This is a genomic window from Pectobacterium carotovorum (genome assembly GCF_900129615.1).
GTDB lineage: Bacteria > Pseudomonadota > Gammaproteobacteria > Enterobacterales > Enterobacteriaceae > Pectobacterium > Pectobacterium carotovorum.
Map to the genome: position 1 here is coordinate 194,393 of NZ_FQWI01000007.1, position 23,768 is coordinate 218,160.

The 23,768-nt window shown below is 54.3% G+C and carries 22 protein-coding genes; 9 read left to right on the plus strand and 13 right to left on the minus strand.

The window, feature by feature from the left end:
- The first annotated feature begins 110 nt into the window (after positions 1-110).
- From BUB06_RS15260 to bhsA, 5 genes are all read left to right on the plus strand, one after another.
- The gene (locus BUB06_RS15260) at positions 111-1,133 is read left to right on the plus strand and encodes a sulfonate ABC transporter substrate-binding protein (RefSeq protein WP_039475287.1); all 1,023 of its coding nucleotides are present in this window, start codon (positions 111-113) and stop codon (positions 1,131-1,133) included.
- Positions 1,134-1,191: 58 nt separating this feature from the next.
- Positions 1,192-2,334, plus strand: a complete 1,143-nt coding sequence (gene ssuD / locus BUB06_RS15265; protein WP_039475284.1) for an FMNH2-dependent alkanesulfonate monooxygenase — start codon at positions 1,192-1,194, stop codon at positions 2,332-2,334.
- Between the two features lie 10 nt (positions 2,335-2,344).
- Positions 2,345-3,139: an aliphatic sulfonate ABC transporter permease SsuC gene (gene ssuC / locus BUB06_RS15270; protein WP_039475282.1), complete on the plus strand. Its 795-nt coding sequence runs from the start codon at positions 2,345-2,347 to the stop codon at positions 3,137-3,139.
- On the plus strand, positions 3,136-3,936 hold the full coding sequence (gene ssuB, locus BUB06_RS15275; protein ID WP_039475279.1) for an aliphatic sulfonates ABC transporter ATP-binding protein: 801 nt from the start codon (positions 3,136-3,138) through the stop codon (positions 3,934-3,936). Before ssuC ends, ssuB begins: the two co-directional genes overlap by 4 nt.
- Before the next feature lie 172 nt (positions 3,937-4,108).
- Complete coding sequence (gene bhsA / locus BUB06_RS15280; RefSeq protein WP_010296892.1) at positions 4,109-4,366, plus strand: multiple stress resistance protein BhsA; 258 nt, start codon at positions 4,109-4,111, stop codon at positions 4,364-4,366.
- Positions 4,367-4,450: 84 nt separating this feature from the next.
- On the opposite strand, the gene BUB06_RS15285 is transcribed toward bhsA, so the two are convergent.
- The 7 genes from BUB06_RS15285 to BUB06_RS15315 form a co-directional block, all read right to left on the minus strand.
- Positions 4,451-6,250 carry an ABC transporter ATP-binding protein gene (locus tag BUB06_RS15285; RefSeq protein WP_039475277.1) on the minus strand — a complete coding sequence of 600 codons (1,800 nt, stop codon included), beginning with the start codon at positions 6,248-6,250 and terminating at the stop codon, positions 4,451-4,453.
- A gap of 39 nt (positions 6,251-6,289) precedes the next feature.
- Positions 6,290-7,198, minus strand: a complete 909-nt coding sequence (locus BUB06_RS15290) for an ABC transporter permease (RefSeq protein WP_010296898.1) — start codon at positions 7,196-7,198, stop codon at positions 6,290-6,292.
- Entirely contained in the window at positions 7,195-8,172 is a 978-nt protein-coding gene (locus BUB06_RS15295) for an ABC transporter permease (RefSeq protein WP_010296900.1), read from the minus strand. Before BUB06_RS15295 ends, BUB06_RS15290 begins: the two co-directional genes overlap by 4 nt.
- Entirely contained in the window at positions 8,172-9,161 is a 990-nt protein-coding gene (locus BUB06_RS15300) for a nucleoside hydrolase (RefSeq protein ID WP_039475275.1), read from the minus strand. Before BUB06_RS15300 ends, BUB06_RS15295 begins: the two co-directional genes overlap by 1 nt.
- A 1-nt stretch (position 9,162) precedes the next feature.
- The gene (locus BUB06_RS15305) at positions 9,163-10,116 is read right to left on the minus strand and encodes a nucleoside hydrolase (protein ID WP_039475272.1); all 954 of its coding nucleotides are present in this window, start codon (positions 10,114-10,116) and stop codon (positions 9,163-9,165) included.
- A 101-nt stretch (positions 10,117-10,217) separates the two neighbouring features.
- Complete coding sequence (locus BUB06_RS15310) at positions 10,218-11,102, minus strand: dihydrodipicolinate synthase family protein (protein ID WP_039475269.1); 885 nt, start codon at positions 11,100-11,102, stop codon at positions 10,218-10,220.
- A 71-nt stretch (positions 11,103-11,173) separates the two neighbouring features.
- A complete protein-coding gene (locus BUB06_RS15315) occupies positions 11,174-12,724 on the minus strand; it encodes an ABC transporter substrate-binding protein (protein WP_010296909.1) in 1,551 nt (516 codons plus the stop codon).
- A 142-nt stretch (positions 12,725-12,866) separates the two neighbouring features.
- Between BUB06_RS15315 and BUB06_RS15320 the strand changes: the two genes are divergently transcribed.
- On the plus strand, positions 12,867-13,763 hold the full coding sequence (locus BUB06_RS15320) for a LysR family transcriptional regulator (RefSeq protein ID WP_039475267.1): 897 nt from the start codon (positions 12,867-12,869) through the stop codon (positions 13,761-13,763).
- 145 nt (positions 13,764-13,908) lie between these two features.
- Here BUB06_RS15320 and yidA read toward each other — a convergent pair whose 3' ends face one another.
- The 5 genes from yidA to BUB06_RS15345 all read right to left on the minus strand — a co-directional run bounded on the left by yidA (position 13,909) and on the right by BUB06_RS15345 (position 18,463).
- Positions 13,909-14,724 (minus strand): sugar-phosphatase, encoded by an 816-nt coding sequence (yidA, locus tag BUB06_RS15325; RefSeq protein WP_010281188.1) that lies wholly within the window; start codon positions 14,722-14,724, stop codon positions 13,909-13,911.
- A gap of 155 nt (positions 14,725-14,879) precedes the next feature.
- Positions 14,880-16,322, minus strand: coding sequence for a 6-phospho-beta-glucosidase (locus BUB06_RS15330; RefSeq protein WP_039475265.1), 1,443 nt, complete (start codon positions 16,320-16,322; stop codon positions 14,880-14,882).
- 159 nt (positions 16,323-16,481) lie between these two features.
- On the minus strand, positions 16,482-16,838 hold the full coding sequence (locus BUB06_RS15335; RefSeq protein WP_039475263.1) for a PTS lactose/cellobiose transporter subunit IIA: 357 nt from the start codon (positions 16,836-16,838) through the stop codon (positions 16,482-16,484).
- Positions 16,828-18,141: a PTS sugar transporter subunit IIC gene (locus BUB06_RS15340; protein WP_039475260.1), complete on the minus strand. Its 1,314-nt coding sequence runs from the start codon at positions 18,139-18,141 to the stop codon at positions 16,828-16,830. Before BUB06_RS15340 ends, BUB06_RS15335 begins: the two co-directional genes overlap by 11 nt.
- 16 nt (positions 18,142-18,157) lie before the next feature.
- On the minus strand, positions 18,158-18,463 hold the full coding sequence (locus BUB06_RS15345) for a PTS sugar transporter subunit IIB (RefSeq protein ID WP_039275979.1): 306 nt from the start codon (positions 18,461-18,463) through the stop codon (positions 18,158-18,160).
- A 211-nt stretch (positions 18,464-18,674) separates the two neighbouring features.
- On the opposite strand from BUB06_RS15345, the gene BUB06_RS15350 reads away from it, so the two are divergent.
- Together BUB06_RS15350 and BUB06_RS15355 are read left to right on the plus strand one after the other, a co-directional pair.
- Positions 18,675-19,688 carry a LacI family DNA-binding transcriptional regulator gene (locus tag BUB06_RS15350; RefSeq protein ID WP_039475255.1) on the plus strand — a complete coding sequence of 338 codons (1,014 nt, stop codon included), beginning with the start codon at positions 18,675-18,677 and terminating at the stop codon, positions 19,686-19,688.
- A 249-nt stretch (positions 19,689-19,937) separates the two neighbouring features.
- Complete coding sequence (locus BUB06_RS15355; RefSeq protein WP_039475337.1) at positions 19,938-21,941, plus strand: methyl-accepting chemotaxis protein; 2,004 nt, start codon at positions 19,938-19,940, stop codon at positions 21,939-21,941.
- A 50-nt stretch (positions 21,942-21,991) separates the two neighbouring features.
- Here BUB06_RS15355 and BUB06_RS15360 read toward each other — a convergent pair whose 3' ends face one another.
- Positions 21,992-22,360: a GFA family protein gene (locus tag BUB06_RS15360; RefSeq protein ID WP_039475253.1), complete on the minus strand. Its 369-nt coding sequence runs from the start codon at positions 22,358-22,360 to the stop codon at positions 21,992-21,994.
- A gap of 162 nt (positions 22,361-22,522) precedes the next feature.
- Here BUB06_RS15360 and BUB06_RS15365 point away from each other — a divergent pair, with 162 nt between their 5' ends.
- Positions 22,523-23,713, plus strand: coding sequence for an MFS transporter (locus tag BUB06_RS15365; RefSeq protein ID WP_039475250.1), 1,191 nt, complete (start codon positions 22,523-22,525; stop codon positions 23,711-23,713).
- Positions 23,714-23,768: the final 55 nt, after the last annotated feature.

Here is a 23,768-nt window from a genome sequence, read left to right on the forward strand (position 1 = left end):
ACGACAAATTGAGATTTAAAAAGCCCACCTTCCCCCTGCTATGTTTATCACCTGATGTTGCATTTTCTCGCTGTATTTTAATTTTTCGTTATAAGGGAGAGGCCATAAGCATGTCATTGATGATGAAACAATCGGTCACGGAAGGACGTGGAGAAAGCGCGTCATTATGGAACAACGTGACGGCGCGGCTGCGCCAGCTCCCCGCCATTCTGGCCGCCGGTGCCGTGCTGCTCATGTCCAGTGCTCATGCGCAGGACAGCGTACCGACGCAGCTACGCGTCGGTTATCAGAAAGGTTCGGTCAGTCTGGTGCTGGCAAAATCGCACCAGCTGTTGGAAAAGCAGTTCCCCAACACCAAAATCAGCTGGGTTGAATTCCCCGCTGGGCCGCAAATGCTGGAAGCGCTCAATGTTGGCAGCATCGATCTAGGCGGCACCGGTGACATTCCCCCTATTTTTGCGCAGGCCGCCGGCGCTGACCTGCTGTATGTCGGTGTGGAACCGCCTAAACCTCAGGCAGAAGTGATTCTGGTGCGGGAAGACAGCCCGGTGAAAACCGTTTCCGACCTGAAAGGTCGCAAAGTCGCCTTCCAGAAAGGCTCCAGCGCGCACAACACGCTGCTGCGGGCGCTGCAACGCGAGGGGCTGAAATTCACCGATATCAAACCGACCTACCTGACCCCTGCTGACGCCCGTGCGGCCTTCCAGCAAGGCAACGTCGATGCATGGGCAATCTGGGATCCCTACTATTCTGCCGCGCTGCTGGAAGGCGGCGTACGCGTGCTGATCGACAGCAGCGGGCTGGAGAAAACCGGCTCCTTCTATCTGGCTGGCCGTCCTTACGCCGAGGCGCACGGCACCTTTATTCGTCAGGTGTTGGACGTGTTGACCAAGGCGGATGCCTTAACGATCAGTGACCGGGCACAAAGCGTCACGCTGCTGGCAAACGCGGTAGGGCTGCCGGAAAAAGTGATTGAAACGGCGCTCGATCATCGCCCACCGACCACCGTCGAACCGCTGGATGCCGCCACGATCAAGGCACAGCAATCCACCGCCGACCTGTTTTATGAAAATCGGCTGGTGCCAGTGAAGGTCAATATCGCAGAGCGCGTCTGGCGTCCTCAGGCGAACTAATTCGCCTATCGCACACATTTTGCTTACCCCAAACAAGACTGTTCAAGGAGTTCACACCATGAGTCTTAACGTATTCTGGTTTCTGCCCACCCACGGAGACGGTCGCTATCTTGGTAGCACCGAGGGCGCACGTCATGTTGACTACAGCTATTTGCAACAGGTGGCACAGGCCGCTGAGCGACAAGGATTTGGCGGCGTGCTGCTGCCGACGGGGCGCTCATGCGAAGATTCCTGGCTCGTTGCGGCATCGCTCATTCCGGTAACGCAGCGGCTGAAGTTTCTCGTCGCCCTGCGCCCCGGCGTGATTTCCCCCACCATCGCCGCGCGTCAGGCCGCCACGCTGGACAGGCTGTCTAACGGCCGAGCGCTGTTCAATCTGGTGACTGGCGGTGATCCGGAAGAACTGGCTGCTGAAGGGCTGTTCCTCAGCCATGAAGAACGCTACGAAGCGTCAGCGGAATTCACCCACATCTGGCGCAGATTGCTGGAAGGCGAAACCGTCAATTTCGCCGGCAAACACATTCAGGTCAAAGACGCCAAGCTGCTTTACCCGCCCGTGCAGCAGCCGCGTCCACCGCTCTATTTTGGCGGCTCTTCCGAGGCCGCACAGAATCTGGCGGCAGAACAGGTCGATCTCTACCTGACGTGGGGCGAACCGCCTGAGCAGGTTAAAGAAAAGCTGGCGGAAGTCCGCGCCAAAGCGGCGGCGCAGGGGCGTGAGGTTCGCTTCGGTATTCGCCTGCACGTCATCGTGCGGGAAACCACCGAGGAAGCCTGGCAGGCTGCCGATCGGCTGATTTCCCATCTGGACGAAAAAACCATCGCCGATGCACAGGCGGCACTGGCGCGCTTCGATTCTGTCGGGCAACAGCGCATGGCCGCCCTGCACGGCGGCAAAAAGGACAAGCTGGAGATCAGCCCAAACCTGTGGGCAGGCATCGGTCTGGTACGCGGCGGCGCGGGTACGGCGCTGGTTGGCGATGGCCCAACGGTGGCCGAACGCATTCAGGAATACGCCGATCTCGGGATTGATACCTTTATTCTGTCCGGCTATCCGCATCTGGAAGAAGCGTATCGCGTGGGCGAACTGCTGTTCCCACACCTCGATCTGGCGCAGCAGCCCACACAGCTGCATACGGTGAACACTGCGGGAGAGCTGATTGCTAACCGCTATGTGCCGCGCAAAGTCTCGCAAAGCTGAGGAACCGATCATGGCAAGAACGCTCTCTTCACTGGCACAGCGCTTTGCACCTTTCCTGCTCCCCGTGACGCTGCTGGTCGCGTGGCAGATCTCCGTCGAATTTGGCTGGCTATCTAACCGGATTCTACCTGCGCCAAGTTCGGTGATTACCGCAGGCTGGTCGCTCATCGCTAGCGGCGAGCTGTGGCAGCATCTGGCTATCAGCGGCTGGCGCGCCCTGATCGGGTTTGCTATCGGTGGCAGCATCGGATTGGTGCTCGGTTTTATCACCGGGCTGTCACGCTGGGGCGAGCGTCTGCTGGACAGTTCGGTGCAGATGGTCCGCAACGTTCCCCATCTCGCCCTCATTCCGCTGGTGATTCTGTGGTTCGGCATTGATGAGGCGGCCAAAATTTTTCTGGTCGCGCTGGGTACGCTGTTCCCGGTTTATCTCAACACCTATCACGGCATTAAAAACATCGATCGCGGCCTGCTGGAAATGGCGCGTAGTTATGGCCTTTCCGGTATTAGCCTGTTCTCTCAGGTGGTGCTGCCCGGTGCGCTACCGTCCATCATGGTCGGTATCCGCTTTGCGCTGGGCTTTATGTGGCTGACGTTGATCGTCGCGGAAACCATTTCTGCCAACTCCGGCATCGGCTATCTCGCCATGAACGCCCGCGAGTTCCTGCAAACGGACGTGGTGGTAGTCGCCATCATCCTTTACGCCCTGCTCGGCAAACTGGCCGATATCAGCGCTCAGGGGCTGGAGCGCATTTGGCTGCGCTGGAATCCGGCTTATCAAACCTCATCGGGGGACGCATCATGACCGCTGTTACCGATTCTGCAACGCAATCTCATTCACCGTCACCGCTCACCAAGGGGACGCCGCTGGCGCTCGATGCCATCACCAAGCACTACGGCCACCGCACCGTGCTGAATGACGTACAACTACGCATTCCGTCCGGGCAGTTTGTTGCCATCGTCGGGCGCAGCGGCTGCGGCAAAAGCACCCTTCTGCGCCTGCTCGCCGGGCTGGAAGCGGCCAGCAGCGGCGAACTGCTGACCGGTACCGCACCGCTCAGCAGCGCGAAAGACGACACGCGACTGATGTTTCAGGAAGCGCGGCTGCTGCCGTGGAAAAAGGTGATCGATAATGTCGGACTAGGGCTGCGCGGCAACTGGCGTGAAAAAGCGCAGGAGGCGCTGGTCTCCGTCGGGCTGGCGGATCGCGCTAATGACTGGCCGGCGGCGCTGTCCGGTGGTCAGAAGCAGCGCGTCGCGCTGGCACGTGCGCTTATTCATCATCCGCGTTTGCTGCTGCTGGATGAACCGCTGGGGGCGCTGGATGCCTTAACCCGCATCGAGATGCAAAGTCTGATCGAAAATCTGTGGCTCCAACACGGGTTCACCGTATTGCTGGTGACGCACGATGTGTCCGAAGCCATTGCGCTGGCCGACCGGGTTATTCTGATTGAAGAAGGCCGCGTGGGGCTGGACATCACGGTCGATTTACCCCGACCACGGCGTCGCGGCTCGGCAAAGCTGGCGGAACTGGAAGCCCGCGTACTGGAGCGCGTGCTGGCTCCCACCGCACCGCCGTTACCTCAGCAGGCAGCGATATAACCGTCATTCTGGCGATCGAGATGGTGTATCTTATCGCCAGATTTAACATCAAAAATATTGACAAATATTCTCAAAACACTCCGTTTTCCCTTCTCTCCGCATCGGCGTAATATCCTCTTCATCGAAAGGAAATGACCTTTCACTCCAAACAACATTGAACAGGATACATCACATGAAAAACGTAAAATTCTTCGCCGCTGCTGTCGTACTTTCTACTCTGTCTTTCGGTGCTTTCGCTGCCGATCAGGTGTCTTCACAACAGGCTCATAGTCTGGAAAAAGTGGGTGTAGTCACCGCAACGGCACACAGCCTGGATTCACTGCAAGCGCAGCTGGCTCAGAAAGCAGAAAAAGCGGGTGCCAACGCCTTCACCATCACCTCTGCTACCGGTGATAACCAACTGCGCGGCACTGCCATTATTTACAAATAATGCGCACAAAAAGAAAATCAAAAAATTAAACGGACTTTCCTCAATCAAGAGGAAAGTCCGTTTTTACATTCCGCGTTACACCGCCTATTCCAACACGAAATGCCCTTCCCCGACTTGCTTATAGCGACGTGCGGGAGGGTGGAAATCGGGAGCGCGTACCGGGCTGCGCAATTCATCATTGGTGATATTACGCACCGGACGGGTGTCCGGATCCGGCACGGGTACCGCAGAAATCAGACGTCGGGTGTAATCATGCTGCGGATTATCGAAGATCGCCGAACGTGGGCCGATTTCCACGATTTCACCGAGATACATCACCGCAACGCGGTGGCTGATACGCTCGACCACCGCCATATCGTGAGAGATAAACAGGAATGACAGCCCCAGCTTCTGCTGGAGATCCAGCATCAGGTTGATCACCTGCGCCTTGACGGACACATCCAGCGCCGACACCGATTCATCGGCAATAATCACTTTCGGCTCCAGCGCCAGTGCGCGGGCAATACAGACGCGCTGCCGCTGCCCGCCGGAGAACTGATGCGGGAAACGTGAGGCCATATCGCCAGATAACCCCACCTGTTCCAGCAGCGCGCTCACTCTTGCATTAACATCCTGTCGGGTCGCCAGACCGTGCAGCAGCATCGGTTCAGCGATAGCTTCCCCTATCCGCATGCGCGGGTTAAGGCTTTCATACGGATCCTGAAACACCATCTGAATCTGCCGCCGCGAATCCGTCAGCTCACGCTTATCCGCCGTCAGGATATTTTTTCCCAGCAGTTGAATATCGCCGCTGACGGCGTCGTTGAGGCGAATAATCGACCGACCGGTAGTGGATTTACCGCAGCCCGACTCCCCGACCAGTGCGAGTGTTTCTCCCGGCCAGAGATCGAACGAGACATTCTCCACCGCGTGAACGCGCCCCGACAGCCGACGGAAAAATCCTGATCGGATATCAAATCGAGTAACCAGATTTTTTACCGTCAGCACCGGTTCCTCACCCGACACGGTATTCACCGCCTCCGGCACTGGCTGGCGCTCGCCCGTCTTGAGGTCGACCAGCGGGAAGCGCTGCGGCCACGCGCTGCCGGACATCGATCCGAGCTTAGGCACGGCAGACAGCAGCATGCGGGTATAGGGCTGCTGCGGATGGTGGAAGATTTCCCGCGTGACGGCGTTTTCCACCATTTCGCCCTGATACATCACCAGCGTGCGGTCGGACACTTCCGCCACCACGCCCATGTCGTGGGTGATAAACAGCACCGACATCCCTTCTTCTTCCTGAAGGGTTTTTATCAGCGTCAGAATTTGCGCCTGAATCGTGACGTCCAGCGCCGTCGTCGGTTCGTCGGCAATCAGCAGTTTCGGGTGGCAGGCCAGCGCAATCGCGATCACCACGCGCTGGCGCATCCCACCGGAGAAGCTCTGCGGGTATTCGTTCAGCCGTGATTTCGCCGCCGGAATGCGGACTTTTTCCAGCAGGCGCACCGCTTCGGCACGCGCTTCAGCTTTCCCCATGCCGCGATGGCGACGCAGCACTTCCGTAATCTGGTAGCCAATCGGCAAAACCGGATTCAGGCTGGTCATCGGCTCCTGAAAAATCATGCCAATGCGGTTGCCGCGCACATCCTGCATCGCTTTATTGGGGAGCGACAGCAGTTCGGTGTCGCCGAAATGAATCTGACCTTCAACCCGGCTTTGGCCAGGTGGCAGTAAGCGCATGATGGATTTCGCCATCACGCTTTTCCCTGAACCAGATTCCCCTACCACGGCGACCGTCTCTTTCTCGCCAATCGTGAAGGACAAATCCCGCACCACGTTCATCCACTCGCCGTTCACCTGAAAGGCGGTGGTCAGATGCGAAACGGACATAATCGGCGCTGTCATGCGTTCGTTACCCCTTATTCCTATGGGCGTTCCCACAGATTAATTCCGCGGGTTGAGGATGTCGCGCAGCGCATCCCCGACCAGATTGATCGCCACAATCAGCAGCAACAGCGTTAACCCTGGGAAGAAGCTGATCCAGTAGTCGCCCGACATCAGGTATTCAAAACCGTTTGAGATCAGCAGCCCCAGTGACGGTTCCGTCACTGGCAGCCCGATCCCCAAAAACGAAAGCGTGGCTTCCAGCATGATGGCGTAGGCGATGCGCATCGTTGCCACCACGATCAGGGGTGCCAGACAGTTCGGTAAAATATGGCGAAACAGGATACGGCGGTTGGACAACGCCATGCTGCGCGCCGCATCCACGTAGCTGCGGCGACGTTCCACTAGCGCTGAACCGCGAATCGTGCGCGCGTAGTAAGCCCACTGGGTCACCACCAGCGCCATGATGATCTTATCGACCCCTTGCCCCAGCACCGCCAGCAGGATCAACGCAATCAGGATAGGGGGGAAACTAAGCTGGATATCGACGATGCGCATAATCGTGGCATCCGTTTTTCCACCGACGTAGGCACTAATCAGCCCCAGCGAGGCACCAATCAGCAGCGCGAGTACCGCACTGGAGAAGCCCACTATCAGGCTGATGCGGGTGCCGTACAGAATCGCGCTGAACAGGTCGCGCCCCTGATCGTCCGTCCCCAGCCAATACGTCATGCCCGCCATGCTCTGCGCACCCGGTGCGAGCCGGCCATCCATGATGTCGAGCTGCATCAAATCGTAGGGATTCTGCGGCGAAAGAAGCGGAGCAAGCAGTGCCAGCAGCACAAAAATCGCCAGCATGATCAGTCCGCATAGCGCCAGCCTATCGTTAATCAGCGCCACGATGACGCGCATCACCGGATGTGTGGTTTTTTGCACCGCAGCGGGCTGGTGTATCGTATTCCCCGTCATCCCTTGTCTCCTCCCAGCCGCACACGCGGATCGACCAGCACATACAGCAAATCGACCAGCAGGTTAATCACGCTAAACATCACGACGGTAATCATCAGATAAGCCAGGATAACCGGGCGGTCGAGCACGGCAATCGAGTCGATAATCAGCTTGCCCATGCCCGGCCAGGCATAAATGGTTTCCGTGACCACGGCGAATGCGATCAGCGACCCCAGTTCCAGCCCCAGCACGGTAATCAGTGGAATCAGCGTGTTGCGCAGCACATGAACCAGCACGATGCGGGTTTCCGACAGCCCTTTTGCCCGGGCAAACTGCACATAATCCTGTTGCAGACACTCCATCACGCCCGCACGCATCAGACGGATAACCAGCGAGATTTTAAACAGCGCGAGGTTAAACGCGGGTAAAAGCAGGTGTTCGAGACCATCGCGGGTCAGAAAACTGAATGGAATACCGAAGAGCTCGTGGGTATCGCCCCGGCCAGAGGACGGCAGCCAGCCGAGCTTCACGCTGAACAGCATGATCATCACCAGCCCAATCCAGAACGTGGGCAGGCTAAAGCCGAGGATGGAAAAGGTCATGATGGATTTGGACACCGCGCTGTCTGGCTTCAGGCCAGCGTAAATCCCCAGCGGAATACCGACAACCAGCGCCATCACGAACGCCACCATCGCCAGTTCGAGCGTGGCTGGCATGCGCTGAAAAATGAGCGTCAGCGCGGGTTGGTTAAAGATAAACGAGTTGCCCATGTCGCCCTGCAAGGCGTTCCAGACAAACAGCCCGTACTGTTCCCAGACGGGCTTATCCAGACCAAAGGACTGAATCACCGCCAGCCGTTCCGCTGGCGTGGCCGTCGCACTCAACAGCATATCGACCGGGTTACCGACCAGATAGACACCCACAAACACCAGCACCGACATAACAGCCAGCGTCAGCAGCGTTTGTCCGATTCGGCTCAGCAGGTAGGCGACCATCAGCGCTCCTCAGATCCATTGATTGTTTTAACATCATTGATTGCTTCAGAGCCATAGCAACGCAGGCGATCGGCAATCAGTTCGAGGAATCCTTGTTCGTTGATTTCCCGCATGATCAGCGCATTCTCCGGCTCGCTCAGTTTGTGATAAAAATCGGCGAACGCGTAACCCGCCGTCTTACCGGAAACTTCTACCCCTAGGTGAGCACGTTTTGACTTGAACAGCTCAGGTTTCAACAGCCACGCAATGACGGTCGCATCATGAATCGGTCCACCTTCACGGCCAAAGCGCTCCACCTCGCTACGGTCAAACATACGCAGCAGCGCGGCCATCGCCTTACCCGGCGCACCGCCACTGCGGGCGATATCATCAACTTGTTCCGTCTGAATCAGCGCCTGAAAGGTCACATCCAGCGGCATGATGACAATGGGAACGCCGGAAGAAAAAACGATTTCCGCCGCATGTGGATCGGCATACACGTTAAAATCCGCCCACGGCACGCGATTCCCCATCGCGGTAAAGGCACAGCTCATGGACACAATCTGTTTGATGCCGCGAGCGACATCAGGATGGAAGCATAGCGCCAATGCCAGATTCGTCAGCGGGCCAAGTGCACAAATGGTGATCGGGTTATTGTCGGCCGCCGCCTGACGCGTCATCCGCACCAGAAAATCGACGGCATGTTCCTCTTCCGGCGACAGCGTGCTTTCTGGCACCCACTCAGAGGAGAACTTGCCGATATGGGCGTATTTACCGAAAACCTGATCGCGGATGAGTGGGCGCGAAGCACCAGCAAAAATCGGCACATCGGTTCTGCCCGTCACACCCACCACGTTGCACGCATTCGGCAGCGTGGCGGCAAGCGGTACATTGCCTGCCACAACGGTAATCCCAAGTACGTCCAGTTCAGGTGAAGCCAATGCCAGCCAGATGGCTATCGCATCGTCAACGCCGGGATCGGTATCAATAATAATGCGCTCTCGAACCATGTCAGACATTCTCTCTGTAGCGGCTCAATAGGTCAGCAAACAGTTCGACAACCTGTTTGGCATCTACTCCCGTCACCACATCGACATTCGGTTGACGATCGGTTTTCCCGTACCAGTCGGCAACGGTCTGCCCCATGCATAGCTCGCTTTCCTGCTCAATGTAAACGCTGGCTTTTTCGGTCGTGAAGCAGTGCGGCGCCAGCACCCAGGCGATAACCAGCGGATCGTGTAGCGGGCCGCCGCGTGAGCCATAGCGACGGATGTCATTGCGATCCCAAAACGCCATCATTTCACCCAACGGTACGGAAATGCGCCCGGATAGCGCAATGAAACGCTCCACCAATTCCGGCGTTAAAATCACCTGATGCGTGACATCCAGCGGTAGTGCGACGATGGCAATCGACGAATCAAACACCACCTTGGCGGCCTGCGGATCGGCAATCATATTGAATTCAGACGTCAGGCTGCGGTTGCCCGCTTCGCGGTACGCGCCGCCCATCATCACAATGCGCGCGATACCATCAGCAATCTCAGGCGCCATACGCAGCGCCGTTGCCACGTTGGTTAACGGCCCTAACGTACAAAGCGTGATCGGCGTGCCGTCAGCGATCGCCTGCTTACACTGCGCAATAATAAAACTCACCGCATGCTGCGCGTCGGCCTGTTTTTGCGGCGCAGGCAGCACCGTCTGGCCCAGTCCGCTTTCGCCGTGAAACTGGCCATGAATAGGGTCGCGCAACAGCGGCCGATGACAACCGGCAAAAACGGGGATATCCGTGCGCTGACCCAGTTCAACAATTTGCAGCGCATTACGCACCGTCTTGTCCAGCGACTGGTTACCGCACACTGTGCAGATACCGCGAATATCCAACTCTGGTGCCACAAATGCACTTAATAACGCAATTGCGTCATCTATCCCCGGATCACAATCAATAATAATAGGTAAAGCGCTCATCCTTCGATGATTCCTTTTCTCTTTTTAATAGGTACTACCGAACATCAAGGTGTAGAAAGACCCACACCTCTACAGCGTGAAAAATAATAAGTAAATTGACGTTATAGAGAATCGACAGACGCCAAAACGTCAGCGATCTCCTTACGCGCCTTTTCATCCAACGGTTGCTGAGGCGGCAACGGATCGCCTACCGCAAATCCCTGCAATTGCAGCGCCGCTTTAATACAGCTGGCAATGGAATAACGGGCAAAGATTTCATTGATGCGCCACAGCGGACGCTGAAGCTCCATTGCTCTGTTCCAGTCACCCGCGCGGGCGGCTTCATACAAAGCAATACTCTGTTTGGGAACGATACACGCCGGGCCTGCCATCCACCCCACGCCGCCAATCAGCATGACGCAGGCGGGAATATGGGCGGACGCGGAGAAGACATCCATTCGGCCACGGGTACGTTCGATGATGGAAAGCAAGCGCCCGGTATTGGTCGAGGCGTCTTTGATATAGCGGATATTATTCACATGGCTCAGACGTTCGATGACGGGCAAACTCAAATCGGAACGCTGGAACTGGGGATTGGTATAAAGCACCACCGGTTTACCCTGTGCAGCTTCGGCAATGGCGCGGAAATACTGTTCGACGCCCTCGTCTTTCAGGGGGAAATAGGCTTCCAGTACCGCAAGAATGCCATCCGCACCCAGTTCGACGTAGCGTTTCGTTTGCTCAACGGCATCCTGAACGGTTGTCGACGCAACACCAGCGATAACTGGCACGCGGCCCGCCGTCGTCTCGATCACCGTTTTGACGACATCCAGACGCTGAGCCGCAGAGAGATAGGCAAATTCACCCGTGCTGCCTAACGGCACGACGCCATGTACACCACATTGAATCAGATGTTCAGTGAGCTGCGCCAGAACAGGCTTATCAACCTGACCATCGGGCCTGACGGGTGACACCAGATAGGGAAAAACACCGCTAAATGTATTCACTCCGCTCTCCTTGTTACGGATAGATAAGGGGTGAATACTCACCCCTTATTTGAATCATAAATGACAGGTGACTATTTCGCAGAACGGACGAAGTACGGCAGCGTGTAGGCATCGGAACGGCCCACGTAGGTATACTGCTTTTTCATCGCCCAGGTGTTGGACAGGAACATCACCGGAATGACGCCCAGATCGTTCATGCCTATGTTCATCGCCTCAGCCAGCAGCGCATCACGTTTGGTTTCATCCAGTGTGGCACGTGCTTCGTTCAGCGTTTTATCAAAGACAGGATTGGAATAGCGACCACGATTCCCCTGTCCTGCATTGGGGCCAAAGGTTTCTAGCAATGGCCCCAATACTCCAGAAGCTTCCCCGGTTTCAATCGCGGCCCCGCCCATAATCAAACTGAATTCGAGACGGGACGCACGTGAGAAGTACACACTGCCGGGCATCGTAACAACCTCGGTTTTGATACCAGCACGTGTGAACATTTGGCCAATGGCCTGAGCAATTTTAGAATCATTAGGATAACGATCGTTCGACGCGTGGAAGGTCAGCGTGAAGCCGTCGGGGTAACCCGCCGCCGCCAGTTCCTGTTTGGCTTTCTCCGGATTATAAACCGGCGCAGGAATGGAAGCGGAATAGCCTGGGTACCCCTTCGGTACAAGCTGAGAGGCGACAACAGCCTGCCCCTCCATCACACGGTCGACGATTGCCTGACGATTAATAGCTAAAGACATCGCCTGGCGTACTTCTTTTTTTAGTAATGGGTTTTTACCATCAGGACCTTTGGCGAACGGTGATTCCTCTCGCTGCTGGTCCATGTGAAGGTAAATAACACGATTCCCTGGTGTTGAAATCGTTTTTAACTGCTGATTTTTTTCAATATTACTGCTGTCGGCTGTTGGAACGTTTTCAATCATGTCCACATCACCGGATAATACTGCTGCTACACGTGCACTACTGTTTTTAAATACACGGACAGTAACGTTGTCCCACTCTGCTTTTCCTCCCCAGTAATCGTCATTACGACTAAGGACTACCCGGTCGTCCGGCACCCAGGAAACAAATTTGAATGGCCCTGTACCAATCACATCTTTTCCTGAATTCAACGTTTCCGTCGGGACGTTTTCAAGTCGGGCCGGTAAAATCGAAATCCGACTTAAATTATTCAGCAGCAGTGGCGAAGCCTCTTTTGTCTTAATCCGCACCGTTAGTGGATTAACTTCTATTACTTCAGCAATGTCGCTGACGTAAGGTGCGTAAGAGCTGGGGCTGTTTTTCGATGCCAGCGCAACACGCTTAATGCTGGCAATCACATCTTTAGCCGTAAAATCACTGCCGTCGTGAAACTTAACGCCAGGACGCAATACAAACTCCCACGTCTTGTCGTCAATCACTTTCCAACTGGTTGCCAGGGCAGGTGCAATCTGCTGTTTTTCATCCTGTACAACCAAACCGTCAAAAATATTGCGCGCCATTGCGCTATTCGCCCCACTCACATAAAACTGCGGATCCATTGATGTGGTGGAGGAAGCCAAACCGATATTCAGGTCCGCGCTATAAACCAAAGGTGAAGATGAAAATAAAACGGTAAACAATAGCGCCAGAGTCGATTTCTTCATTCACTAATCCTCTATTCCATGATTGAGTACTGATGAAGTGTATTAAATCTTATGATTGTGAGTCTATGCGCTAGATTGGATAATGAAAAATTGCATTTTGTGTTAAATTGATAACCAAATGTTATGTTTTAAGGTGACGAGCATGCGTATCAATCCCCGCCAGGTTGAAGCCTTTCATAAAGTCATCCTCACCGGAGGCATCACCGCTGCCGCCAACATGATGTTCATCACCCAGCCTGCGGTCAGCCGGCTCATTAAAGACTTTGAAGACGCACTGAATCTTAAGCTGTTCGATAGGGACGGGCGCGGCCTGATTCCACGCGCAGAGGCGATGAAGCTGTATCGCGAAGTCGAGCGTCTTTATCTGGGGTTGGATCACATCGGGATGATTGCGGATGAAATTCGCCACGCCAAGGGTAGCGTGCTGCGCATCGCCGCCGTTCAGGCGCTCTCGTTTCTGTGTTCAGATCAGGTTCTCCCTACTTTACTCAAGAAATATCCCGATCTTTCCCTGTTTTTAGACATCGAAAGCAGCAGCCATATTACGAGCGCCATTTCTGAAAATCAGTATGATGTCGGCTTTATTTTTGGCCAGCCGGGCATCAAAGGGCTGGAAGCTGAACCACTGGCTGACGCCAGTGCTGTCGCGGTGTTAGCGGTGGATCACCCTCTTGCCACGGCGGATGAAATTACGCTTGCCGACCTGGCCAAGACGCGCGCTATTCTGCCGGGAAGAACCACACCGCTGCGGGCGCAGCTCGATATCTCCTCCAGAAAAGAGCAGATCTATCTGCATAACCCCATCGAAACCTCGATGGCTAACTGCTGCGTGCTGGCTTCAAGAAACGTCGGCATCGGCGTGGTGGATTTTATTACCGCCCTGAACAGCCCTTCGCCGGTTATCGTTAAGCCTTTCAATCCTGATATAAAAATGGCGTATTGCGCGGTTTATCCCCCGCAAATTCCCCGCAGCCAGGTGGTTAATCACATCACTCAGGTTATGAAAGAAAAAATAGCGACTAGTCTGGAATTAAAATAATTCCCAGCCAAAGCCGTTATTTTTATTAATGTATTTATTGAATAATGACGATTGGGAAATAGATTTATAAAAAATAAATAGCAAAGTTATTATTTGAAATAAGAATAGCCATCATTGATGGCTATTCCAATTTATCTCTCTCTAATCAGGCATTCAGCACAAATTTCTCGATCGCGTAGGCGACGCCGTCTTCCATGTTGGTTTTGGTGACAAACTGGCTGGCTTCTTTCACTTCATCGATGGCATTGCCCATCGCGACACCGATACCCGCATAGCGAATCATCGCCAGATCGTTCTGCTGGTCGCCCAGCGTCATGACACTTTCGCGTGGAATGCCGAGGTGCTCCGCCAGCATCTTCACGCCTTCACCTTTGTTGACGCGCTTATCCAGAATTTCCAGATAGTATTCGGCGCTCTTCATGATGGTATAGCGTTCAAAGGCTTCCGGTGGCAGTTGGCTGATGGCGCGATCCAATATCTCGGGCTCATCAATCATCATCACTTTCGGGAACGTCAGGCTGCGATCCATTTCCTCAACCGCACGATACTTCAACGGCATCCCGGTCAGGTGAGATTCATGAATGGTGTAAGGGCTGATGTCTTTATTGGCGGTGTAGACAAAATTGAAGTCCAACGCGTGGAAATGGACACCAAGTTTACAGGCCAGCGCTTCGAAATAGAGATAGTCGTCGAAGCTCAGCGCCGTTTGCGCCACACAGTCACCGTTGACCGTACGCTGCACCAGCGCACCGTTGTTGGTTATGCAGTAACAGCCTTCCTGCTGCAAATCCAGCTCCATCAGGTAGCGTTCCACACCGATGTAAGGACGACCGGTAGCTAGCACAACCTGTACGCCTTTCTCTCTGGCAGCGGCAATCGCGGCTTTTACCGCAGGTGAAATTTGATTTTGGGGCGTCAGTAACGTCCCGTCCATATCAATAGCGATCAGTTTTACAGACATAGTTTTTCCAGCATCAAGTTATCTGTTTTCATGCTAACGCGATTCAGCGATGAAGTCGTTAGTGAAATACGGCAGGGTGACAGGCGTATGACATGCAACGTAAAAAGCCGTGCGGTTAAGCACGGCCCTGTGACCAACGTTTCCTGCAATCGCAGTTATAGCTCGGCGCCGTTGCTGGCGATCACCTTCTTATACCAGTCAAAGCTCTTTTTCTTCGAGCGCTTGAAGGTGCCAGTGCCATCATCGTGTTTATCCACGTGGATGAAACCGTAGCGTTTGTTGTACTGACCCGTGGTGAATGATACGCAGTCTATGCAGCCCCACGGGGTATAGCCCATCAGCTCCACGCCGTCTTCCACGACAGCTTTCTTCATCTGATCGATATGTGCTTTAAGATATTCGATGCGGTAATCGTCGTTAATGCTGCCGTCGGCTTCCGCCTTGTCTACCGCGCCAAAGCCGTTTTCGACGATGAACATCGGTTTCTGATAACGCTCGTAGAAGCTGTTCAGCGTATAACGCAGGCCAACCGGGTCGATCTGCCAGCCCCATTCCGACGCCTTCACATGTGGGTTTTTCACGCCGCCGTCAAAGCCCGTAATCGCATCTTCTTTTTTCTGGCCTTTCGCCGACAGTTGCACCGCGCTGCTCATGTAGTAGCTGAAGCCCAGATAGTCCGTGCAGCCTTCGCGCAGCGTCTGTTCATCTTCCGGCTGCATATCAATCTGATAACCTTTGCGCGCCCACTCTTTCAGGATGTAAGACGGGTAGTAACCACGCAGTTGCACATCACCGAACAGGTGGCGTTCGCGCATCGCTTCCTGAGCAAACATCACGTCATCTGGATGGCATGACCACGGATAGATCGGCACCAGCGCCAGCATGCAGCCAATTTTGAAATTCGGGTTAATTTCATGACCCAGTTTCACCACTTTCGCACTGGCGACAAACTGGTGGTGCAGCGTTTGGTACATCGCCTGCTCAGGCTTGTCGTGATCGGTGAAAATCACGCCGGAACAGCAGTAGCCAAACAGCGGATACTGCCAGTTACGCTGGTTGTTAATCTCATTGAAGGTCATCCAGTATTTCACTTTTGACTGATAACGCTTCATAACCACTTCGCTGTAGCGGACAAAGAAATCCACCACTTTACGGTTCAGCCAGCCGCCGTACTGCTTAACCAGATGATGCGGCATCTCGAAGTGAGACAGCGTAATCACGGGTTCAATATTGTATTTCAGCAGCTCATCAAACAGGTCGTCATAGAATTGCAGACCAGCTTCATTCGGTTCCAGCTCATCGCCATTGGGGAAAATTCGCGTCCAGGCAATCGAGGTGCGGAAGCATTTGAAGCCCATTTCAGCGAACAGGGCAATATCTTGTTTATAGTGGGAATAGAATTCCACCGCCTGATGGTTTGGATAACTGACACCAGGCTGTACGCCATCGGTAATCACACGGTCAACACCGTGGGCACCGCCGGACAGGACATCGCAAATGCTGACGCCTTTGCCGCCTTGATCCCAACCACCTTCAACTTGATGCGCCGCTACCGCGCCGCCCCACAGAAAGTCTTTCGGTAATTGTTGAACAGACATTTTATTTCCTTCTTATTTCAGGTTCATACCCGTCATACTTCGAGCTGCTTGTGCGTTGGCCGCCCTTACTCACCCCAGTCACTTACTTATGTAAGCTCCTGGGGATTCGCTCGGTTGCCGCCTTCACGCAACTCGAATTATTTAGGGTATACGTATTGTTCACTTACAAATGATTTCGTTGACTGATTTTTTAAGGGTGGAGATTTCCCGATGCAGTTGAATCAGTTCCTCCACCAGCTCACGGCATAGCATCGCGTTCATCAGGTGATCTTGCGCGTGAACCAGAATCAGGTTGACCGGGATCTTTCCGCTGCCCTCATCGGCGCCAATCAAGGCCGTCTGAATTTGATGGGCTTTGCGTGCCGCAACGGAAGCCATGTTCAGCAGTTCTTCAGCCTTGTCCCAATCGTATTTTCTGGCGGCGCTCAGCGCTTCCATCGAGCTTGATCGCGCCTCTCCCGCATAGATAATCAGTTCCATTACTGTCGTTTCATCGAGAATGGTTTCATCGCGCATCACTCACTGCCTCCTCCGCTGTACCCACTTCTTGTGCGACCAGCTGACGTTCATACATTTTAAAGAAGGGGTAATAGATTAAGGACGAGACGACAATCAGTACCCCTACCAGCACCACCGCACGCCAGTCCCATCCCGTAGACCAGGCTGCGCCAATCGGGCCCGGCGTTGTCCAGGGTGCAAGAGAAATCACGCGGTGCACCAAATCGGTTTTTAACGCGATATAGGCAAGGGTGGCGTTCACCAACGGCGCGGTAATAAACGGAATAAACAGCAGCGGATTCATCACAACGGGTGAACCAAAAATCACCGGTTCGTTGATGTTGAACATGCTCGGCACCACGGCCAGCTTGCCGATGGAGCGCAGGTGAGCAGAATGGCTACGCAGGTAGAGAAAGACCAGCCCCATGGTCGCTCCCGAGCCGCCCACCGTAATGAAGAACTGCCAGAAGGGTTCAATAAAGATTTTGGTGATCGGTGCGCCCGCGTTAAACGCTTCCTGATTGATCCCTAAATTGGTCAGCCAGAATGCCTGCAAAATGCCGCCGACCATAACCGCCCCGTGAATCCCGGCAAACCACAGCAGGTGGCAGAGCAGCACCGCAATCAGTATGGCGGGGAGCGAGTCGGATGCCGAGATAATCGGCGCGAAGACAGCCATGATCGCCTGCGGCAACAGCATGCCGAACTGGCTCTGCATAAACAGGCTAAGCGGGAAAAGCGTGAGAAAGATGGCAAGAATCGGGATCAGCAGATCGAAAGACTGGCGGATTTTCGGCGGCACCTGTTCAGGCAGGCGAATACCAATATTGCGCTTCTGCAAAAAATGCATCAGCTCCGTCGAATAGATCGCCACGATAATCGCGGTGAAAATCCCCTCGCCACCCAGCGACCCAACCGGCAGACTTTTGTCGATTTGCGGAGCCGCCACCACCATAAACGACATCAGTGCCAGACTGGCAGCCATAAAACTGTTCATTTTATAGCTCTGCGCCAGGTTATAAGCGATGGCGCTGGTGATATACACCGCCATAATGCCCATCGTCATGTTGTAGGGCATCATGATTTGTTCGCCGTGGCGTTCCACCATCCCCAACCACCACTGCGCAAAAGCCCATTCACTATTTGGGCTAAAAGGTGGATGAGCGAATAACATCATAAAAGAACCGACAATTAAAAAGGGCATGGAGGCAATAAAGCCATCTTTAATTGCTACAACATGGCGCTGGCTGGAGAGTTTTGCCGCAATGGGGCTAATACGGTTTTCGATAACGCTGAATAATGACTCGCTTAATTTACTCATTATTCCCTCCGCTATACTAGTTGATCATCGCCAGGGCATCATTGAGGACTTTTTCCCCATTCATCATGCCGTAATCAACCATATTAATAACCGCAATCGGCTTCTCTTTCTCGTCAGCTATCACCTTGAATTCAGGTAATTTGTATTTGATTTGCGGCCCCAAAAGGCAGCAATCATATTCATCAATCAGCTCATTAAACTCTTCAAAACCCACGGCTTTTATCTCAACAGCGATCGCATTTTTCTCGGCGACCTTTTCCATTCGCTGTACCAGCATGCTGGTAGACATTCCTGCTGCGCAACAGAGTAAAATCTTATTCATACTGCACCTCACCGTCCTTTTTTTTATTATTCAAGCAAGACACAAAATAATATGCAACCGGTTTCATATTGTTTTTACTGTTTTTTGAAGGCGATCATAAATAGCGCAAGTGGGGAATATTTTTATCCCCATATTCTGTATTGATGATAAAAAGAGAGTAAATGTCCCTATAATGACGACATAAGGCAGTACAGGAGAACGGGAAAGTACGATGGTAACCATGCTCGATGTAGCGAAAAAAGCCGGTGTATCCAAAGCCACCGTATCACGCGTGCTGACAGGGAATAACTATGTCAGTAAAACCACGCGGGATCGGGTATTTCGGGCGATTGAAGAGATTGGCTACCGGCCCAACCTGCTGGCGCGCCAGCTCGCCACGAGCAAATCGCAAATTATTGGTTTGGTTGTGACCAACACGCTATACAGCGGCCCTTATTTCAGCGAATTGCTGTTCCAAACGGCAACCATGACGGAAAAATACGGACGGCAGCTCATCATGGCGGATGGCAAACACAGCGCGGAAGAAGAGCGGGAAGCGATCCAGTTCCTGCTCGATTTACGCTGCGATGCCGTCATTATCTATCCGCGTTTTCTCTCCACGGATGAAATGGAAGAGATTATTGAACAGCACAATCAGCCGATCATGGTTGTGAACCGCACACTGCATCAGCACGGTGATAACGGCATCTGCGCCGATCACCAGCAGCACTGCCATGATGCCGTCAATTACCTGATTGAGCAGGGCCACCGTGATATCGCCTTTGTCTGTGGCTCGGCGAATTCCCCCACCGGCACAAGCCGACTGGCGGGCTACCGGCAGGCGCTGGAGGAAAACGGGGTTCCCTATAATGACAGGCTGGTTGCGTCAGGCGACTGGACTCATGACAGCGGTTATACGGCAGCAAAAACCCTGCTTCAGCGGTCAGCCACCTTCAGCGCACTGGTCGCCAGCAATGACGACATGGCGATTGGCGCGGCCAAAGCGCTGCGCGAACACGGCCTCGCCATTCCGCAGGATGTCTCGCTGCTGGGGTTCGATGATCTACCGATGGCATCATGGTTCTACCCGCCCCTCACTACCGTACATGTGCCCGTCGCCGAGATGATCAGCTATACCCTTGAGAAACTGCTGTGCCGGCTGGAGGGGGAAACCGTCGCGCCTGCACCCGCCTTCAAAGGTGAATTGATTATCCGCGATTCCGTCAGCAAAGGCCCTGCCGCCTAACCCTCGCTCACACGGTGAGGCGTCATGCCTCACTGCTATCTCGATTCAAGCACCACGCTGATTTGTGACATTTTCGTGAATAACCTAAAGAGATATTGTTTCCCGCCGATAATTTATTTGTGACTTACATCACAAAAAATGACGAGTCGCGCAAGGGAATGGCCCAAAAACAGAAAGGAAGACAATCGATTGATTCTTTTATGAAAAAAGGTGCCTATGGGCGCTTATATCCCAGGGGATATTACGCATATGTCTACAACACTGTTACCGGTTAATCACAGCACCCCATCCATCCACGCCTCACCAACCACGTCAAAAAGAAAGCTCAGCACACGGATGCTGATGCTCCTGGCGGGCGTCACCACCATCGCACTCGGTTTTATTCTCACTATCGGCCTGCTGATCTGGCAATCTGGCCAGCAGCAAAAAACCATTGCACAGCAGTACCTTGAGCAAACGGCGTATACCAACAGCTACCTGATTCAACAAAAGCTGGATGTCGCGCTACATGCGGCGCGCAATCTGGTGCAGAGCGTTGTCAGCCTGCAAGAAGCAGGTAACGCCGACCGAAAAACCGCTGAGACGCTGCTGAAGAATGCGCTGAAGAGTCATCCCGACTTCCTTTCGATGTCGCTGGCGTGGGAACCCGATGCGTTTGACGGCAAAGATCGCGAGTACGCTGGTCAGCCCGATCAGGATCCGCAAGGTCGCTTCGTCCGCTACGTTGACCGCGATACCGCAGGCAACGTTGCTCTGCATAATCTGGTGGATTATGAAACGCCCGGCAGCGGCGACTACTATCTGCTACCGAAAAAGCTCCAGAAAGAAGTGATTCTGGAACCGTATAGCTATCCCTACAACGGCGTCGATGTTCTACTGACCTCCATTGCCGTGCCTATCATCATCAACAACAAATTTTACGGCTCCGTCACCGCGGACTTTTCGCTGGATACGCTGCAACAGCTCACCAACAATATAAAACCCTATCAAGGCACGGGCTACGCCCAGTTACTGTCCCACACCGGTGCCTACATTTCTCATCCTGACAAAGCCCGGATAACCAAGAAAATTGAAAACGACCCAACGCTGCTTGAGCATGTCACCACAGGTCAGTCTTATCAGATTGAACGTGACAATGCCGTACTGAACACGCCAGCGTTTAACGTGTATGTGCCAGTCACCATCGGCAATACCGGCACGCCCTGGATGCTCGGCCTGTCCGCCCCCGTCAATGTGGTGATGGCGGAAACCGCACAGCAGCGCAACGTGGGCCTGCTGCTTATGATGCTGAGTATCGTGGTGGTTTCCGGTGTGTTGGGCATCATCTTTAACCGCAAGGTTGCTCGTCCGATCGGTGGCGAACCCGCTCAGGCCGCGCAGATCGCCCTGTCCGTCGCACAAGGGGATTTAACGCAGACCATTCCTGTGCAACCGAAGGACGACAGCAGTATTTTTTACGCCATGAACGCCATGCAGACGCAGTTGAGAGACATCGCCGAGCAGCTGATTAGCACCAGCGAATCTGTCAGCCACGGTGCGACGGAAATTGCAGCAGGCAACACCAATCTGGCTTCCCGCACCGAGCAACAGGCGGCGGCGCTGGAAGAAACCGCCGCCAGCATGGAGCAGATTACAGCGACGGTGAAACAGAATGCGGATAACGCCCATAACGCCACAACGCTGGCGCAGAATGCCGCGCACATCGCTCAGAAAGGCGACAAGATAGTGGGTCAGGTTGTTCACATTATGAGTGAAATCGACGATAGTTCGAAGAAGATTGCCGACATTACCAGCATCATCAACGGCATCGCGTTCCAGACCAATATTCTGGCACTCAACGCGGCGGTGGAAGCCGCCAGAGCGGGCGAACAAGGGCGCGGTTTCGCGGTCGTTGCCAACGAGGTGCGTAACCTCGCGCAGCGTAGCGCCAGTGCCGTAAAAGACATCACCGCGCTGATTACGGAGTCTGCCAGCCGTGTCGATAGCGGCGTTACGCTGGTTCAGAACGCCGGTGAAACCATGCAGGAAATGCTGAGTGCCGTCACATCGGTAAAAGACATCATGGATGAGATCGTCTCAGCGTCAGATGAACAATCACGCGGGATCAGCCAAGTGACGCAGGCCGTTCACGAGATGGACGGCGTCACCCAGCAGAACGCCGCGCTGGTGCAAGAAGCCACGGCGGCTGCCGCCTCGCTGGAAGAACAGGCCAGACAGCTCGCGCAAACGGTGCTGGTGTTTAAGCTCTCGTAATCACAGATTCACCATCAACAATCCCGCACAGGCCGGAAACGGCCTGTGATTTATTCCCAGCGTGGACAGCAATCTTCAAACGAATGTGACGTTGGCTTCAGCTCCGGGCTATTTTTTTCATCAAAATTTCCAATCGTCAGCGCAATGGTTGGCTCATCATCAATCGCCCCCAGCGTGCTGCCGCAGTGCGGACAAAAAGCCCGGCTGGAATAATCAGACGAACGATAGCACGCGGGCTCTCCACCTTCGCCAATCCACTCAACGGCTGCTCGGGGAAACTCAACCCACAGTAGCGTTGGTGCACCGGAATGCTGCTGGCAATGGGTGCAGGAACAGGCATGCGGATTGCCCGGTTCGCCCGTTGCCCTGAACCGAATCTGACCACATAAACACCCACCCAAATACGATTTGGTCGTCATGTCGTTCTCTCCTATCCTGCCGAAAAGGCGGGTATCAATATTCGCCATAGATGATATAAGTAATATGCTAACCTTATGATCCATTTGCCAGGGAGTGACGCCCTGTTCCCGCGCCAGCTCTCACGATAATAAAATCTACAGACCTGTAAGCTGCAAAAAAACATGAAATTCATAAAACTACCGCTACTGGCGCAAATCTCATCAGCGCATCTGGTGAGTCATTTCCATATGATGGTGCTGCCCGCGCTCATTCCGCTGCTTTCAGCCCAGCGTGATATCAGCTTTGTCGAACTCGGGTTTGCGCTCAGCGTATTCAACATTGTCTCCGCCTGCGTGCAGACGCCGATTGGTTTTATGGTGGACCGCATCGGCGCGCGCCGCACGTTAACCGCAGGGATCACGCTCGGGAGCCTCTGTTTTCTCTCTCTCGGTTTTTCAGGCAGCTACGTTTGGCTGGTCGCTGCGATGGGGCTCGCCGGGGTGGCGAACGCGGTTTATCATCCGGCGGATTACGCCTTGCTGTCGCGCGGGATTGATGAGAAGCGCATGGGCCGTGCGTTCTCGGTGCACACGTTCTCCGGCTTTCTAGGCACCGCGATTGCGCCCGGTATTTTGCTGTCCGTTGCCGCCTTTTCCGGCATCAGTAGCGCATTCATCGTCTCTGGCATCCTCGGCTTACTGACGGTACCGCTGCTTCTGACGGATCGCGATGAACCCAATCGGGTGAAACCTGCGGCAGCAACAGGCACCCAGCCGGGCAAATCGCGCGCACCCGTTTTCACGCTGCCGATCCTGGCGCTGCTGATTCTGTTCCTGCTGCTGAATTTAAGTACGGGCTCGATCCAGAACTTCTCGGTTACCGCATTAGTCACGGGCTACGATTTGTCACTTTCACAGGCTAACGTGGCGCTTACCGCATTCCTATTCGCCAGCGCCTTTGGCGTATTGGCTGGCGGCTCACTGGCGGATAAAACCAAACGCCACGGGCTGGTGGCAACGGCGGCGTTGGCCGTCACCGCCGTGCTGGTCAGTATCGTTGCCATGTATTCCTTACCGACTCTCGTGCTTGTTCCGTTGCTGGCTGCTGCCGGTTTCCTCTCCGGCATGATCGCGCCTTCACGGGATATGCTGGTGCGTGCCGCATCACCACCGGGGGCAGAAGGAAGGGTATTTGGGATTGTCTCCACCGGCTTCAACATTGGCGGTGCCGCAGGACCGGTGCTGTTCGGCTGGCTGCTGGATCACGGCCATCCTCACGCCATTTTCTGGTCTGCCGTCATCTTTATGCTGATTACGTCTTTCATCACCCTGCTACAGGAAATGCGCAGCGCCAAACGACGTGCATTGGCCTAATGAAAGCATAAAAGACCTAGCGAACGTTTTTCAACGTCGCTCGCTACGGCCAAAA

What these genes read in the sequence shown, in the direction of transcription:
- BUB06_RS15260 (WP_039475287.1), top strand. Translation starts at nt 111, where the DNA reads ATGTCATTGATGATGAAACAATCGGTCACGGAAGGACGTGGAGAAAGC.
- ssuD (WP_039475284.1), top strand. Translation starts at nt 1,192, where the DNA reads ATGAGTCTTAACGTATTCTGGTTTCTGCCCACCCACGGAGACGGTCGC.
- ssuC (WP_039475282.1), top strand. Translation starts at nt 2,345, where the DNA reads ATGGCAAGAACGCTCTCTTCACTGGCACAGCGCTTTGCACCTTTCCTG.
- ssuB (WP_039475279.1), top strand. Translation starts at nt 3,136, where the DNA reads ATGACCGCTGTTACCGATTCTGCAACGCAATCTCATTCACCGTCACCG.
- bhsA (WP_010296892.1), top strand. Translation starts at nt 4,109, where the DNA reads ATGAAAAACGTAAAATTCTTCGCCGCTGCTGTCGTACTTTCTACTCTG.
- BUB06_RS15285 (WP_039475277.1), bottom strand. Translation starts at nt 6,250, where the DNA reads ATGACAGCGCCGATTATGTCCGTTTCGCATCTGACCACCGCCTTTCAG.
- BUB06_RS15290 (WP_010296898.1), bottom strand. Translation starts at nt 7,198, where the DNA reads ATGACGGGGAATACGATACACCAGCCCGCTGCGGTGCAAAAAACCACA.
- BUB06_RS15295 (WP_010296900.1), bottom strand. Translation starts at nt 8,172, where the DNA reads ATGGTCGCCTACCTGCTGAGCCGAATCGGACAAACGCTGCTGACGCTG.
- BUB06_RS15300 (WP_039475275.1), bottom strand. Translation starts at nt 9,161, where the DNA reads ATGGTTCGAGAGCGCATTATTATTGATACCGATCCCGGCGTTGACGAT.
- BUB06_RS15305 (WP_039475272.1), bottom strand. Translation starts at nt 10,116, where the DNA reads ATGAGCGCTTTACCTATTATTATTGATTGTGATCCGGGGATAGATGAC.
- BUB06_RS15315 (WP_010296909.1), bottom strand. Translation starts at nt 12,724, where the DNA reads ATGAAGAAATCGACTCTGGCGCTATTGTTTACCGTTTTATTTTCATCT.
- BUB06_RS15320 (WP_039475267.1), top strand. Translation starts at nt 12,867, where the DNA reads ATGCGTATCAATCCCCGCCAGGTTGAAGCCTTTCATAAAGTCATCCTC.
- yidA (WP_010281188.1), bottom strand. Translation starts at nt 14,724, where the DNA reads ATGTCTGTAAAACTGATCGCTATTGATATGGACGGGACGTTACTGACG.
- BUB06_RS15330 (WP_039475265.1), bottom strand. Translation starts at nt 16,322, where the DNA reads ATGTCTGTTCAACAATTACCGAAAGACTTTCTGTGGGGCGGCGCGGTA.
- BUB06_RS15335 (WP_039475263.1), bottom strand. Translation starts at nt 16,838, where the DNA reads ATGCGCGATGAAACCATTCTCGATGAAACGACAGTAATGGAACTGATT.
- BUB06_RS15340 (WP_039475260.1), bottom strand. Translation starts at nt 18,141, where the DNA reads ATGAGTAAATTAAGCGAGTCATTATTCAGCGTTATCGAAAACCGTATT.
- BUB06_RS15345 (WP_039275979.1), bottom strand. Translation starts at nt 18,463, where the DNA reads ATGAATAAGATTTTACTCTGTTGCGCAGCAGGAATGTCTACCAGCATG.
- BUB06_RS15350 (WP_039475255.1), top strand. Translation starts at nt 18,675, where the DNA reads ATGGTAACCATGCTCGATGTAGCGAAAAAAGCCGGTGTATCCAAAGCC.
- BUB06_RS15355 (WP_039475337.1), top strand. Translation starts at nt 19,938, where the DNA reads ATGTCTACAACACTGTTACCGGTTAATCACAGCACCCCATCCATCCAC.
- BUB06_RS15360 (WP_039475253.1), bottom strand. Translation starts at nt 22,360, where the DNA reads ATGACGACCAAATCGTATTTGGGTGGGTGTTTATGTGGTCAGATTCGG.
- BUB06_RS15365 (WP_039475250.1), top strand. Translation starts at nt 22,523, where the DNA reads ATGAAATTCATAAAACTACCGCTACTGGCGCAAATCTCATCAGCGCAT.